Genomic DNA, 15,359 nt, shown 5'->3' with positions numbered 1-15,359 from the left:
TCGCTTTTGGGGGCCTCAGGCGGCGGCGCCTGAGGAGGACGCGGCGAGGGGGGCGGGCAGGGTGATGATGAACTCGGCGTACGCTCCGGGCTCGCTCTCCACGCGAATCTCGCCCTGGTGCTCCTGGACGATGTCGTGGCAGAGCGACAGGCCCAGGCCGGTGCCCACGCCCGCGGGCTTGGTGGTGAAGAAGGGGTGGAAGAGCTTCTCGCGGATGTGCTCGGGGATGCCGACGCCGTTGTCGCGCACGCGCAGCTCCACCTTGTCGCCCAGGCGGCGGGTGCGGACGTCGATGCGCGGGGTGAAGCCGGCGCCGGACTCCTGTTGCTTCTGCACGGCGGCGTAGAAGGCGTTCTCCAGGATGTTGATGAACAGGCGGCTGATGTCGCTGGCCACCAGCTCGACGATGCCCACGGCCCCGTCCAGGTCGGACTCCAGCTGCACGGCGGCGCCGCCCGGGCGGCTGCGCAGCCCCTGCGAGGCCAGGCTCAGGCTGTCGCGCACCAGGTTGTTGAGGTCCGCGCGGGAGCGCGTCCCCTCCGAGCGGCGCGAGTGCCGCAGCATCGTCTTGATGATGTCCGACGCGCGGCGGCCGTGCGTGTTGATGCGCTGCGAGTTCTGGCGCAGGTCTTCCAGCAGCTCCAGCACGTCCTCAATGGCCGGGCCGTCCAACCTGCTGGCCAGGGCGCGCAGGGCCTCCTCCAGCTCGCGGGCCAGCCGCATGGACAGGTCGGAGAAGTTGTTCACGAAGTTGAGCGGGTTCTGCAGCTCGTGGGCGATGCCGGCGGTGAGCGCGCCCAGGGACGCGAGCTTCTCCTGTGCCACCAGCTGGCGCTGCATCTCCTGGAGGCGGCTGAGCGTCTCGGCGAGCTCGGCATTCTTCCGCTGGATTTCGGTGGTGCGCTCCTCCACGCGGCGCTCCAGCGTGCGGCTGTAGTCCTCCAGGCTGGCGTACAGCCCGGCGTTCTCCAGGGAGATGGCCGCCTGGAATGACAGCAGGCGCAGCACCTCCAGTCGCTCGCGGGTGAAGGCCCCGGGGGTGGCGTCGTTCTCCAGGTACAGCACGCCGGTGAGCGAGCCCTGCTTCAACAGCGGGCTGCAGAGCACGGACTTGGGCCGGGCGCCTCGGATGTAGGGGTCCTCGGAGAAGGGCTCCTCGGCCGCCGCGTCGTGGAGGATGACCGTCTCTCCGGTGCGCACCACGTAGTGGATGAGGGAGGCCGGCAGCGCGGTGGAGGACTCCACCGGCACGGCCTGCTCCACCACCACGGTGGTGCCGTCCACCGAGCCCTCGGCTTCGATGAAGAGCCCTTCCGGCTTCTTCAGGATGAGGAAGCCGCGCCGGGCGCCGGCATTCTCGATGACCAGCGTCATCAGCTTGCGCAGCAGCTTGCCCAGGACGATTTCGCCGGACAGCGCGCGCGCCGTCTTGAGCACCGACTCCAGGTCCAAGGCGGCCAGCGGAGTCCCGGCGGCCTCCTCGGCGCGAGCGGGCTCGGGCACGGTGGGGGCGGAGGGCAGCAGGCGCGGGTGCTCGCGCTCCAGCCTCGCGGCGACGGCGCGAGCGCCCCAGCGCAGGAAGGCGTGGCGCGAGTCCTCCAGGTACGCGCGGGCCACGGACTCGCGGCCCTCCTTGAGGTGGAAGCGGGCGGCGGCCTCGCAGGCCACGCCCTCGTCGAGCGACAGCCCGTACTGCCGGGCCAGCCGGATGGCGCGGTCATACCCATCCGCCGCGGCGTCCTTCTCTCCGTCCAGGCGGGCCCGCTCGGCGTCGAGCAACTCCGCCCGGGCGCCGTAGTTCATGGGGGCCAGGCGGGCCCAGCCGCGCATGGACTTGCGGATGGCGTCGATGGCGCGCGAGGCGCGCAGCCGCTCCAGCGGGCCCCGGGTGGGGTGGAGGGCGATGAGCGCCAGCCCTTGGAAGAACTTGTACCAGGGCAGGTAGATCTGCCCGGCGATGAGCTCCACCCGGGCGTCGATGGCCTCCGCGCTCGCCAGCGTTCCGCGCGCGTCGCCCGACAACCAGCGGCGCAGGGTGCGCAGCACGTCGCAGGTGGCGATGCCATTCGCATAGTCGAGCTGTCGGTATGGGGCGACCAGCGCCTCCTCGCGCGCGTCCGCGTCTCCGGTGAAGGTGCCGGTGAGCGCGTCGAGCGTGTGGCGCATGTACTCGACGAAGGGCACGTTCTTGTGTCGGTGCGCGGCGAGCGCGTCGCGGTAGCGGTCGATGCGCGGCCCGCCCTCGGCCAGGCCGTCCCGGGCGATGACGGAGGTGGCGCAGGCGGCGCTCGCGGCGTAGCCGAAGTACTCGATGTCGCCCATCTCCTGGCCCTTCCGGGCGGCGACGTGGAAGTCCTCGATGCAGGCGGAGAGCGGCTCCTTCCAGTGGCGGATGAAGAGGTTGAAGACGAACGTCACCATGGACCGCAGGCTCTCCGCCTGGAAGCGGTCCAGCGTCTTCAGCGCGAGCCGGCCGTAGCGGAAGCCCTCCTCGGGGTTGCCCAGGTGCACGCTGAGCATCAGCCCGTAGCCCACGTACCCGAAGGCGGCCACGCCCGTGGCGCCATGGTGGATGGTGAGCTGGAGGATGCGCAGCACCACCAGCGGGAAGAGCAGGGGCCGGGCCATGAAGGCCACCGAGGACAGCTTCACCAGCAGCCGCAGCGTGGCCAGCAGCAGCGGGTCCGTGCCCTCGGGCAGGGCCTCCAGGTCCTCGGGCTTGCGCAGGCCCAGGCGCAGCTTCGTCTTCGCCACCGCGGCCAGCACGTGCGGGGGCTTGGGATTCGCGGGCAGCGGCTGGCCCAGCTTGCGCAGCACCTCCAGGCCCAGGTCCACGCCGCGCGCGTGCTCGCCCCGGTGCGAGTAGCACTGGAGCCGGACCTCCTGGACGCGGACCTCCTCCGCGCCATCTACCGCGTGGGCCAGGGCGGCGGCGGCCAGGCGCTCCATCAGGTCGAAGTCCGCGGCGAGGTAGGCCGCCTCGGCCGCGTCCACGTGCAAGTCGAAGGTGAGCCGGCGGTCCTTCTTCCAGCCGTCCTCGCCCACCAGCGACAGGCCGGTGGAGAGCAGCCGCAGCGCCCCGGACCATGCGCCGCGCGACTTGGCGCTCCGGCCAGCGCGCAGGTCCAGGGCCGCGACGCGGTGCCGCTCGTCCACGTCCTTCAGCACCGGGAGCGCGAGGTGGAAGTGACTGACGAGGTCGACGAGCCCCTCATCCAGCCGCTCGGGCGGCGTGTGGCGCAGGAGCAGGCGGCCGATGCGCGCGTGGAGCTCCGGGCGCTCGGCGGAGGGCGTCAGCTCCAGCGCGGCCTGCTGCACGCGGTCATGGGTGAACTGGTACGCGCCACCCGACTCGGCGTCGGGCTCGCCCATGGGGGCCACGAGCCCGGCCTGGAGCACCTCGCCCAGCCCTTCGGCGGCCTCGGCGGGCGTGCGCTCCAGGACGATGGCGAGGCTGCGCAGGTCGAAGGTGTGGCCCAGCGCGGCGGCCCAGGGGAGCACCGCCTGGGCGGCGGGGCTCAGCTCGCGGATGCGGGAGGTGAGCAGCGCCACCACGCCGTCGCTGAAGTCCTGGCCGCGCAGCGCACCGGCGTCCCAGCGGAAGCCGCCGCCCTCCGCGTCGAAGCGGACGAGGCCGCGCTCGTAGAAGGTCCGCAGCAGCTGCACGGCGAAGAACGGGTTGCCCTCCGTGAGCGAGAGCACCAGCGCGCCGAGCTGTGCGTCCGGCTGTCCGGCGGCGGGAGGGAATACGTCCGCCACCAGCCGGGCCAGGTGCTCGGGGGACAGCGGCTCCAGCGCGATTCGTCGCACCGGCGTGCCGTCCTCGTGCAGCGCACGGGCGAGCCCCTCCACCGGGTGGTCCGGCGTCAGCTCCTCGGAGCGGCACGCCGCCACCACCAGCAGGTGGCCGATGTCGCGGTCGGAGAGGAGCAGCCGCAGGAGCTGGAGGCTGGCGCTGTCGGTCCACTGCACGTCATCCAGCACGACGACGAGCGGGTGCTCGCGCGTGGCGAGCGCGGCGACGAGCTTGCGCAGCACCAGTTGGAAGCGCAGCTCCGACTCGGCGGGCCCCAGCTCGGGCACGGGGGGCTGCTCGCCCAGCACCAGCGCCATGCGCGGCACTGCGTCCACCACCAGCCGGCCCATGTCACCCACGGCGTCCAGCAGGCGGCGCCTCGACGCGGCCAGTGCCTCTTCCTCCTCGCTGAGGAGGCCTCGGGCCACGTCGCGGAAGGCCTCGAAGATGCCGCTGTAGGGCGTGTCGCGGAGGAACTGGTCGTACTTGCCGCGCACGAACAGGCCGTGGCGCTCGGAAACGGGGCGCTTGAGCGTGCCGGTGAGGGTCGACTTGCCCATGCCCGCCGCGCCGGTGAGGAGCACGAAGCCGGAGCGGCCGGAGACGGCGTGCTCGAAGGCGTCCCGCAGCGCGGCCTGCTGGGCCTCGCGCCCATAGAGCCGGTCGGGGGCGGTGAAGCGCTCGGGCACGTCCTTCGCGCCGAGCTCGAAGGGGGCCACCGTGCCGGTGCCCTCCAGTGCGTCCAGGCAGGCCTGGAGGTCCGCCACCAGGCCGTAGGCGCTCTGGTAGCGGTCCTCGGGCGACTTCGCGAGCAGCTTGAGCGCGATGTCCGAGAGCGGCCGGGGCAGGCCCGGCACCAGCGAGCCCGGGGGCGGGGGAGGCAGGGCCACGTGCGCGTGGATGAGGCCCAGCGCGTCGGTGTCGGCGAAGGGGCGACGCCCGGTGAGCAGCTCGTAGAGCACGACGCCCAGCGAGTAGAAGTCGCTGCGCGAGTCCACGCTGCGGTGGGTGCGGCCCGTGCCCTCGGGCGACAGGTATTCGAGGGTGCCTTCCAGGCGGTCCGGCGGCACCGGGGCCACCTCGGCGCGGGGGCGGCGCGTGGCCAGGGTGAAGCCGGTGAGCTTCACGGCCTCGCCGTCCGCACCCAGCAGCACGCAGCCGGGGTGGAGGTCGCGGTGGACGATGCCCGTCGCGTGGATGGCGCCCAGGGTGCGGGCCAGCGACAGGGCGATGCGGCACGCCTCGCGAGGCTCCAGGGGGCCCCGGGCGAGGCGCTGAGCGAGCGTCGTCTCACCGAAGCCTTCGAGCACGAGGACGGGGGTACCCGCGCGTAGCTCCGCCAGCTCCAGGGCCTGGAGGACGCCGTCGATGCGCAGGGCTTGCGTCAGCTCGAGCTCATGGCGGAGCCGTGCGGCGGGGGAGGTGGGGCGCGAGGTCTCGGGGACCTTGAGGGTGACGGAGGCGCCGTCCGCTTCACGCGTGGCCCGCAGCCATAGGAAGGCGCCGGAGGTGGCGAGCTCTCTGACGATCCGGAAGCCGGGGACCTCAATCATTGCGTACACCTGTGCGCGCCCAGGGGCGCGCCCCCCGTGAGAGAAGCGAGGCTAGCCCTGCCCCCCAGGGCTCGCAACAAAGGCCCGGATGGATTGGGGGGCGCATGCACGCCGTCCAGGGTTGGAGCGTCCGCCAGGGTATGCGATGCAGGTGACACGGTGATGAGACCTTCGGGCATGGTGGGAATGGCAGCGCGGAGCGGTGACAGGCGCGCGCTCGTCATTGGCAGTGGCTTCGGAGGGCTGGCGGCGGCGGTGCGACTGGCGGCGCGCGGCTGGCGCGTCACGGTGCTGGAGCGGCGGGACGGACCAGGCGGGCGGGCGAACGCCTTCCAGCAGGACGGCTTCACCTTCGACGCGGGCCCCACGGTCATCACCTGCCCGCACCTGCTGGAGGAGCTGTGGGCGCTGGCGGGGCAGCGGCTCGCGGACCATGTGGAATTGCGCCCGGTGGAGCCGCTGTATCGGATGCGGTTCCCGGACGGGGCCACGTTCGACTACCACACGGGCCGCGAGGCCATGCGCGCGGCCGTGCGACGAATGTCCCCTGGGGATGTGGCGGGCTTCGACGCACTGAGTGAGCGCGTGGAGCGGATGTACGAGGCGGGCATCGGCCCGCTGATGAGCGCACCCGTGCCGGGCCTGCTGAGCCTGGCGCCGTTCACCCCGGCGTTGCTGCGGGATGAGGCGTTCCGCACGATGTACGGGCTGGTGTCCAAGCACGTGAAGGACGAGCGGTTGCGGCAGGCGCTCAGCTTCCATCCGCTGCTGATTGGTGGGAGCCCCTTCACGCCCGCGAGCGCGGTGTATGCGTCCATCCAGTTCGTGGAGCGGCGGTGGGGCGCGTTCTTTCCGGTGGGCGGCACGGGGGCGCTGGTGAGAGGGCTGGTGGCGCTGCTGGAGGGGCTGGGCGGGGAGGTGCGGTACGACAGCGAGGTGACGGAGATCACGCTCGAAGGACGGCGGGCCACGGGCGTACGGCTGGGGGATGGGACGTGGCTGCCGGCGGATGCGGTGGTGTCGAACGCGGACGCGGCGTGGACGTACCGGTATCTGCTGCCGGGGCACGTGCGACGGCACTGGACGGACGAGCGCATCAACCGGGCGCGCTATTCGATGAGCGCGTTCCTCTGGTACTTCGGCACGCGGAGGCAGTACCCGGAGGTTGCGCACCACACGCTGCTGTTCGGAAGGGACTTCCGGGGCATGTTCTCCGGGCTGGCCGGACCGGGCGCGCCGTCCGCAGACCCGCTGCTGTATCTGCACCGGCCCACGGCGACGGATGCGGCGTTGGCGCCAGAGGGGCATGACACGTTCTACGTGCTGGCTCCGGTGCCGCATCTGGGAGACGGAACGGACTGGAGGACTCGGGCGGAGTCCTTCCGGCGCGCGCTTCAGGAGCGCCTGGAGCGCACCGTGTTGCCCGGGCTTGGCGAGGAACTGGCGACGTCGCGAGTCTTCACGCCGGAGCACTTCCGCGACGAATTGAGGTCATTCCGTGGCGCCGCGTTCAGCTTTGCTCCCACGCTGATGCAGACCACGTTCCTTCGTGCACAGGCGCAGAGTGAGGACGTGGAGCGGCTGTACATGGTCGGGGCAGGGACTCATCCTGGAGCGGGGCTGCCCGCGGTGCTGTGCTCGGCGAAGATCGTGGATACGGTGATTGCCCGCGCGTGATGGCGCGGAGCGTCTACACCTCCGTGAACTCCATTCCGCTGGCGCCAGTGCGCTCCATCGCGTCCTTGAAGTCCTCGGAGACGATGAGTTCCACGTTCCAGCCCCAGGTGCGGAAGATCTTCGCGCCGCCCACCCTCGCTTTGTCGATGCGGAGGTCGAGCACGCTTCGGTATCGGCCCGTCTTTTCTGGACGCCCGTCCTCTGGCTTCCAGTACTGGACCTCTGTGCACGCGGCGTCGTCAATGCACTTCACCACCCTCGTGACGTTGACGATGGAGTACGGCTCTGGCTGCCCTTCGACCGTCACTGAGAATAGCTGCACGTCACCGGGCGCCAGTTCCGCGAAGACAGATACAAGCTTCGGGTGGATGACGGGCACGGAGCCCGCGTCCGCCATGGAGAAGTCGAGCTGCTTGCCGCGCTTGAAGAGGTTCACTTTGAAGGCTCCCTCTACGGAGGCGGGCGCTCCCTGCATGAAGAGCCAGCTGCCCGACGCCTCCCCCTGGCCGTCAAGAGGCGTGTCCAGGTACCAGCGCCCCGGGATGTAGAGGTCTTCGAACAGTCGGAAGTACCGCATGCCGGGGCTCCTGAAGGTCGGTGAGCAGCTTACGCAGCTTGCTCCCTGCGCCCCGTTCCATGTGCCGCTGATGAACGTGCGTGTCGCGCGGAATTACGCCGATGCCTGGCCCACGGAGCTGAACAGCGAGCCTTGCCCCGCGGACCACAGAGGGCAGGGTGGGAAAGGGTGGGTCCGCGCCAACTCTCTAGAAGGTTTCTCGTTTTCTGAGTATTCGGGTTGGTCGGGCAGGGTGGAGCTTTCTACCCTGCCCGGCTTTTTGTCCCCCCACCTCACGGAATCGAGACCGAGATGAAGAAGCTCTTCGTATGTGCAGTCACGCTGTTGACGGCCGTGGCCTGTTCGAACGGGCCCGCGGGGCAGGCGGAGGAGGCGGAAGGTTTCGCGCTCCTCCAGCATGACGGGACGACGCTCGAGGCCACGTACCGGGCCGGCGGCGCGTCCGTGCGCGCGCTGATCGTGGAGACCGAGTCCAAGGTCGTCGAGGTGACCTACGACTTCGGTGAAACCGTCATCGGCTTCCACATCGACTACAACCAGGGCGTCGGCAGCTTCATGCCGAGCGGCGCCCCGCTCGACGCGGCGCAGGCCAAGTTGATTGACCCGCTGCTGGCGGAAATCACCAAGGCCGTGCCGGCCGAGCAGCGCACCGCCGTCGAGAACGCGGCCATGCGCCAGACGAGCTTCATGCAGATCGTCCCCGTGGGTGAGCCCCTCACCGCGTACGAGTTCGTCTCCGAGCGCGGCTGGACGCACCTCTCCTGCACCTGCGGCACCCAGAACATCGGTTCCGGCTACTACCGTCAGGCGGGCCGGGGCTGCGGCTGCAATGGCGGCAACACCGGCTGCAAGGGCCGCTGCGGCCAGGGCTGCGGCATCACCAGCACCCCGCCGTGCGTGGGCACCACCGCGTACACGCAGGACTGCGCCAAGCATGACTACGGCCTCGGCAGCTTCGCGGCGGCCTCCGACGACTACACGTTCGCCAGCAACAACTGCAGCTGCAGCGGCGTCGGCACCTGCTACTGAACGCGCTCAGGAGCCCCGGTCCGAGTGACTCGGGGCTTCCCGGAGTGGGCGCGCCACCGTGAACAGCGCCGCCGCCCCGTACTCCCTCCCGGGCAAATCCGATGCGCGGCCCCGGAACCCAAGGCCCGGGGCCGCGTGCGCGGACCTGGCGCCGCGCGGGACTTCAGCTGCAGAGACCGGCCAGGCTTCCCCGGTGCGCCGTCACCCGCGCCCCGTCATGGTGAACGATGCACACGAACTCGCAGAGGGGCGCGAGTTCCTGTCTCAGGAAGCGTGTTCTGGGATCGGAAATGTCGGACTTGCGAGTGGCCAGGAACAGCCCGCTCTGGTCGGCCCGGCTCAATACCGCCCCGAGCGGCTCGCCCACGGTGATGGTCCGGCAGAAGTCCTTGCCGTCATTGAACCGCCGCTGCATGAGGCCGACCGAGCCACAGCAGGGGACGGCGACCAGGAGGATGCACCCCCAGGGCCACCACGAGCGCTGACGGTTCCCTTCCGGCGCCATGTCGTACTCACCGCTCCCGCTTCGGGAAGTGCGGGTACACGTCCTCCTCGAACACCTTGCGCAGCTTCGGGAAGTTGAGGGCCCACTTCACGCCCAGCCGCCACGGCGCGAACAGCGCCTTGGGCACGCGGGGGAACAGATCCTGGGGCCACTCCAGGTACGTCTTCTCAATCTCGTCGACGTCGAAGTCCTGCTTCACGTCCACGCAGTAGGGCGCGCTGCTCGGCACGTGGCCGTCCAGCCGGTCCAGCAGCCCCGAGGGGAGGAACGTGGTGTGCAGTGTCATGCCGACGTCGAAGTTCCTGCTGCCCAGCCGGCAGATGGGGCCCTTCGCCAGGTCCTGCGAGTCGAAGATCCACACCTCGTCGCCCGTGGAGTCCGGGGGCAGGTCCGGCGTCGGGTCCGAGACCACCAGCGCCACCACGTAGCCCTTCCAGTGGGACACCGCGGGGAAGCGCGCGCTCGGCACGAACTGCGGCGCGAAGCCGAACCAGCCCGTGGGCAGCACGTAGCCCTCGAAGCGCCCGGAGTGGACGTAGAACTTGAAGAAGCTCGCCGCGCGCCCCTCTTGAATGGGCAGGCCGTCCTTGTCCCCCACAATCGGCTTGTAGAGCTGGTACAGCGCCTCGGGGACCATGTCCGCCGTGAAGCCGTCCGAGTTGAAGTAGAGCGCCAGCTCCTCGTGCGGAACCACCTCGTTCACCGGCGTCTGGTTCATCCGCAGGTGCGTCTCCAGCTCGCCGTTGATGAGGCCCGCGTTGGAGAAGACGGTGAGGCCCCAGGTGAAGTCGTCGTGCGAGTACAGGCTGGACTGGATGCGCAGCCGCTTCATGTCGATTTTGTGCACGCCCAGCGAGCTGCGCGTGACGGGCACCGCGGTGGGCATGCCCACCTGCCAGTCCTGGACCCGGTTGCCGTTGATGAGCAGCTCGCCCTTCTCCAGCGAGTGCGACAAATCCTCCGTGGGCGAGTGCCCCGCGACGAGGGTGATGACGTCATCCGGGTTCTCGTACAGCGCCGCGAAGTGCAGCCCGCCGCCGCCCGACTGGAAGCGGTACGCCGGAATCGAGGGCGGGTCGTCCGCCGACAGCGTGCCCGGCGAGGGGCGCAGGTCCGAGCGCTTCACCACCCAGAACACCGCCTGCGGATACGACGCCTGCGCCGTCAGCCACTCCACCACGCGCTTGACGCCGGGCAGCCACGGCGTCACGGCCTGGGAAGCAATCTGCCAGAAGTTGATGGGGAAGTTGGAGTCCAGCAGGACGACGTAGTCCCGCGTGGCGGCAATCTGGTGCAGCGACGCCGTCACCACCGGCTTGCCCGTCGCCGCGTCCATCAGCTTCCAGTGGTGCAGCCGGTTCTCCCACGTGTCCCAGCTCACCAGCTGCGTCCACCCATCCCCCAGCGGCCACTTCGGCGCGTGGTTGGTGAAGAAGAGGCGAGGGCGCTGCTGCGAGGGCTGGTCCGGCGCAATCGGCTGCGCGGGCTCGGGGTCGAAGGCCGGGTGCGCGGTGCTCTGCAACAGCGGGAAGGCCCAGGGCGCGGGAATCGCCGGGTTCCACTCGCGGCGGTAGCCCAGCGGCGTGTACGCCTTCAGCGTCTTCGGGTGGATGGCCCACGGCCGGCCCGCGTCCGTCGTCACCAGCAGCATCTTCTCGCCCTCGACGAGGAAGGGCGCCGTGTTGGGGCTCTCCTGGACTCCCAGGGTGAGCGAGACGTCCGCCAGCGTCGTCGCCCGGAAGTCGTTCAGGTAGCGCGTCAGCGGTCCGCGCGCCGTGGCGCCGGAGTCCACCGACTCGCGCGCGTAGTGCGACGGCGAGCGCATGAGGGCGTTGGTGAACCGGGCCCCCTCCGACCCGTCGAAGTCGAGCCGGAGCACGAGCCCATCCGAGGCCAGGGCGGGGGAGCCCGCGTGGACGCTGGGGCCCGCGACGAAGACGTGCCCTCGCAGATCCGCGGGGAGCGCGCCGGCGAGCACCTTCAGGGGCTCGTCCACGTACTCCGTATCGCTGGTGGTCATCGTGTTGTTGGGCATGCCCGGGCGCAGGCCCGGTGGGACGACCAGGCCGGGTTGGTCATGCCCGTCCGGCTGGCGGGCGTCGTGGGTAGGCTCGGCGCGGCGAGCCTCGGAGAGCGTGGGGGTGTGGGGCATGACGGCTCCTGGGTGGGGCGCGGGGACGCCGTGGCGGGGAAAAGCGGGCAGCAAGGTAGCACGCGAGTCACGGGAGGCTGACCCGGGACGCCCGCCCGTCCGGTCTGGAAGGAAGCGGTGATACATGCGTCATGCAGTACCCGGGCGTGAGCCGGTGTGCGAAGATTCGCGCGTTTCGCGGAAGCCCCCCACTTCCGTCGATGGGGCGGACCCCCCCAAGGCCAGAACCATGGATGAACACGGCATGTCCGAGCGCCAGACCATTGACGGCAGGTACGTCCTGGAGCGCAGGCTCGCCGGTGGTGGCATGGGCACCATCTGGGTGGCGTTGGACCCCAAGCTCCAGCGGCGGGTGGCGCTGAAGCTGATGGCGTCCCACTGCGCGCCGGCCCCGCTGTCCCGGCAGCAGTTCGAGTGGGAAGCCCAGGCCATCGCCCGGCTGCAGAACCCGCATGTCATCCAGGTCTACGACTGCGACCTTGCCGGCGATACGCCCTACATCGTCATGGAGCTGCTGGAAGGGGAGGACCTGGAGGCGCTCCTCAACCGTCGCGAGCGGCTGTCCCTGGCCATGGTGGAGCGGCTCCTCACCCAGGCGACGCGTGCGCTGACGGCGGCCCATGCGGCCGGTGTCATCCACCGAGACCTCAAGCCCGCCAACCTCTTCCTCGCGCGCACCGCGAGCGGCGAGCTGGTGAAGGTGCTCGACTTCGGGCTCGCGCTGCTGATGTCCGGCGGCGCGGCGAAGCCCCACCCGGACGAGGAGATGGCGGGCACGCCCCGCTACATGAGCCCGGAGCAGCTCCGGGGCCTGGACCCCCAGCTGGACCATCGCTGTGACTTGTGGGCGCTCTGCGTCGTCGCCTACCGCGCGCTCACCGGGCAGCACCCGTTCCCCCTGGAGTCCTTGCGGCAGATGCGCCTGGGCAACCCGCCCCCTCCGCCGCCCGCGCCCTCCAGCCTCGTCCCCGAGCTGGGCGCGGAGGTGGACGCCTTCTTCGCGCGCGCGTTGGACCCGGAGCCCTCGCGGCGCTACCAGTCCGCGCACGAGCTGGCCTCGGCCTTCACCGCGCGCGTGGAGGCGGGCCGCCCGTCGCGGCCGGCGAAGGTGCTGGTGGTGGACGACGAGCCGGACGTCGTGGTGCTGATGGAGCAGAGCTTCCGCAAGCAGATCCGCCGCTCCGTCTACCAGTTCCTCTTCGCCGCGGACGGGGAGGAGGCGCTGGAGCAGCTGCGCCAGCACCCCGACATCCAGGTCGTCCTCTGCGACATCAACATGCCGCGCATGGACGGGCTCACCTTCCTGTCGCGCATCGGCGAGGTCAGCTCGCTGACCCGGGTAATCATCGTCTCCGCGTATGGCGACATGAGCAACATCCGCACGGCGATGAACCGCGGCGCCTACGACTTCATCACCAAGCCCATCGACTTCCCGGATCTGGAGACCACGCTCGTCAAGACGCTGAAGCACGTGCGCGAGCTGCGCAGCACCATCCGCTCCACGGAGGAGAACGGCCTGCTGCGCATGTTCGTCCCCGGCGCGGTGCTGGAGCGGCTGCCTCCGCTGCTCCAGGGCTCGGACGCGCTGGCCGGTGAGCGGGTGGAGGGCACGGTGGTGTTCATCGACGTGGACGCCTTCACGCCGGTGCTGCACCAGGAGGCGCCCGACGAGTCGCTGCGCCGGCTCAACGCCAACTTCGAGGCCATCGTCCCGGAGCTGCTGTCCCGGGGCGGCACGGTGGACAAGTTCGTCGGCGACGCCGTCATGGCCGTCTTCCGGGGGCCGGGCCACGTGGACCGCGCGCAGGAGGCCTGCATCTCCATCCGCCGGCAGCTGGGCACGCTGGCCGACCGGGGGGGCGAGCGCGCCCCGTATGCCCATGGTGTCTGCATCGGCCTGGACTCGGGCGACCTCGTGTCCGGCAGCGTCGGCGCGAAGGCGTCCGGCCGGCTGGACTTCACGGTGCTGGGCGAGGTGGTGAACACCGCCTCGCGGCTGGCGGCGCTGGCGGTGCGCGGACAGGTGCTCGTCAGTGCGCGGGCCCGGGACCTGGCGCGGGCGCCCTTCGAGTACACGTCCCTGGGAGCGCAGACGCTGCCCGGCGAGGCCGCGCCGCTGCATGTCTTCGAGCTGGTGCGCCGCGAGGGCGACACCCGCGTCGCCCCGGACGAGGCCACGCCCTTCGTGCCGTCCGAGCGCCTCGAGGAGCCCGAGGCGGCGGGGCTGGTGGCCGGGCCCTCCCGGTAGCGCGGGGGAGGGCGGCCTTCGCGCGTCAGCTCTGCGTGACGCGCACCGTGGTCTTCATCTCCTTGCCCGTGGCCGGATCCCTCGCGCGCATGGTGAGGATGCCTTCCACATTCACGTCGAAGGTGATCTCCACCTGCACGCCGCCAGCGCGGGCCTGCTGGATGCCGGAGAAGGTGAACTCGCCCAGCAGGTCGTTGCGCGCCACCAGCTCGTGGTCACCCTGGTAGATGCGCATGGCCAGCTCGGTCTGGTTGTCCATGCTGGTGGTGGCCAGCAATTGCTTGGCGTTGGGGATGGGCGCGTTGCGCGGGAAGACGGTGTGGAACGCGCCGCCCGCCTTCTCCAGGCCGATGGCCATGGGAATCACGTCCAGCAGCTGGATGCGCAGGTTGGTGTCGTCCTGCAGCGAGTGCGCGTAGAGCGCCGCGCCGATGGCCACCGCCTCGTCCGGGTGCACGCCCTTGCTGGGCGGCTTGCCGAAGAACTTCGTCAGGCGGTCCTGGACGATGGGCATGCGCGTCTGCCCGCCGACCAGCATCACCTCGTCGATGTCCTTCGTGGACAGCCCGGAGTCCACCAGCACCCGCGCCACCATCTGCAGGGTGCGGTCCACGAGCTGGTTGGTGAGCTGCTCCAGCATCTTCCGGGTGAACTTCATCTCGATGTTCAGGGGCTGGCCCTGGGACGTCATCGTGATGAAGGGGATGTTGAAGGGCACCTCCTCGCGCGCCGACAGGTCAATCTTGGTGCGCTCGGCCAGGTCCTTGATGCGCTGCATGGCCACCGGGTCCGTGGCCAGGTCGATGCCCGTCTTGGCCGCGAAGTCCTTGAGGACGTGGTGGATGATGGCGTTGTCGAAGTCGATGCCGCCGAGGAAGACGTCGCCGCCGGTGGACTTCACCTCGAAGACCCTGTCGCGGATCTCGATGATGGACACGTCGAACGTGCCGCCGCCCAGGTCGTAGATGACGACCTTTTCCTTCAGCCCCTTGCCCACGCCGTAGGCGAGCGCCGCGGCGGTGGGCTCGTTGATGATGCGCACCACGTCCAGGTCGATGAGCTTCCCGGCGTCCTTCACCGACTGGCGCTGCCGGTCGTTGAAGTAGGCGGGCACCGTCACGACGGCCCGCTTGATGGGCATCTTCAGGTAGTTGGAGGCGACCTCGCGGATCTTCGCCAGGATCTTGGCGCTGATCTCCTGGAGGGTGAACTCCTTCTTCCCGACGTCCAGGGTGACGTCGTTCTTCTTGCCGGGGCGCATGTTGTACGCCACGACCTTCTTCATGGTGTCGACGACGTCGCTGCCGAACGTCCGCCCCACCAGGCGCTTCGAGCCGTACACGGTGTTGCGTGGGTTGAGCTGCCACTGGCGCTTGGCCTCGTAGCCGATCAGCTCGTTCCCCTTGTCGTCGATCGCGAAGATGGAGGGGATGGTGTACTCGCCCCCCTTGTAGGGGATGAGCTTGACGTTCCCGCTGTCCTCGACAATGGCCGCGCACGAGTTCGTCGTGCCGAGGTCGATGCCGATGATGGGCTCCTTGTGCATCGTGCTTGGACTCCGGGTGGGGGGCGCCGCAGAGAGAAAGGAGGGACGCTATCTCACCCCGGACGGGTGCGCGAGTATGCACACACCCAGCCTCCCTGCCTCCCCAGGTGGGGGCCGGGGGCCGGGGGCGTCCCCCGAGGGGTTGGACCGCGCGCCCCCGAACACACGCCCCTCCCGGGGCTGGACATCCGTGACGCTGGCGGAAAAGTTCCCCACCCTGCCGGGGCCGTGCGGCAACCGGGCGGCATGGATAGATCGAACTGACCCCCGTGCGAG

8 protein-coding genes are annotated in these 15,359 nt (G+C 70.3%); 3 read left to right on the top strand and 5 right to left on the bottom strand.

The genetic code is table 11. The features are described 5' to 3' along the window. Window positions 1-15 precede the first annotated feature (15 nt). A complete protein-coding gene (locus G4D85_RS19415; protein WP_164014058.1) occupies window positions 16-5,349 on the bottom strand; it encodes a trifunctional serine/threonine-protein kinase/ATP-binding protein/sensor histidine kinase in 5,334 nt (1,777 codons plus the stop codon). A 177-nt stretch (window positions 5,350-5,526) separates the two neighbouring features. Between G4D85_RS19415 and crtI the strand changes: the two genes are divergently transcribed. Next, entirely contained in the window at window positions 5,527-7,026 is a 1,500-nt protein-coding gene (crtI, locus tag G4D85_RS19410; RefSeq protein WP_164014056.1) for a phytoene desaturase family protein, read from the top strand. Window positions 7,027-7,039: 13 nt separating this feature from the next. Here crtI and G4D85_RS19405 read toward each other — a convergent pair whose 3' ends face one another. Beyond that, the gene (locus G4D85_RS19405; protein ID WP_164014054.1) at window positions 7,040-7,603 is read right to left on the bottom strand and encodes an imm11 family protein; all 564 of its coding nucleotides are present in this window, start codon (window positions 7,601-7,603) and stop codon (window positions 7,040-7,042) included. A gap of 291 nt (window positions 7,604-7,894) precedes the next feature. On the opposite strand from G4D85_RS19405, the gene G4D85_RS19400 reads away from it, so the two are divergent. Further along, window positions 7,895-8,632 (top strand): hypothetical protein, encoded by a 738-nt coding sequence (locus G4D85_RS19400; protein ID WP_164014052.1) that lies wholly within the window; start codon window positions 7,895-7,897, stop codon window positions 8,630-8,632. Between the two features lie 163 nt (window positions 8,633-8,795). On the opposite strand, the gene G4D85_RS19395 is transcribed toward G4D85_RS19400, so the two are convergent. Both G4D85_RS19395 and G4D85_RS19390 read right to left on the bottom strand, forming a co-directional pair. Further along, on the bottom strand, window positions 8,796-9,137 hold the full coding sequence (locus tag G4D85_RS19395; RefSeq protein ID WP_164014050.1) for a hypothetical protein: 342 nt from the start codon (window positions 9,135-9,137) through the stop codon (window positions 8,796-8,798). 7 nt (window positions 9,138-9,144) lie between these two features. Beyond that, a complete protein-coding gene (locus G4D85_RS19390; RefSeq protein WP_164014048.1) occupies window positions 9,145-11,289 on the bottom strand; it encodes a carotenoid oxygenase family protein in 2,145 nt (714 codons plus the stop codon). Between the two features lie 244 nt (window positions 11,290-11,533). Here G4D85_RS19390 and G4D85_RS19385 point away from each other — a divergent pair, with 244 nt between their 5' ends. Continuing rightward, entirely contained in the window at window positions 11,534-13,537 is a 2,004-nt protein-coding gene (locus tag G4D85_RS19385) for a protein kinase domain-containing protein (RefSeq protein WP_240359374.1), read from the top strand. Window positions 13,538-13,562: 25 nt separating this feature from the next. Here G4D85_RS19385 and G4D85_RS19380 read toward each other — a convergent pair whose 3' ends face one another. Then, on the bottom strand, window positions 13,563-15,083 hold the full coding sequence (locus G4D85_RS19380; protein ID WP_164014044.1) for an Hsp70 family protein: 1,521 nt from the start codon (window positions 15,081-15,083) through the stop codon (window positions 13,563-13,565). Window positions 15,084-15,359: the final 276 nt, after the last annotated feature.

The sequence above is a fragment of the Pyxidicoccus trucidator genome, assembly GCF_010894435.1.
GTDB classification, from domain to species: Bacteria; Myxococcota; Myxococcia; order Myxococcales; family Myxococcaceae; genus Myxococcus; species Myxococcus trucidator.
Note: the sequence above shows the minus strand (reverse complement) of the source record. Positions and strands in the feature narration are given on the sequence as shown.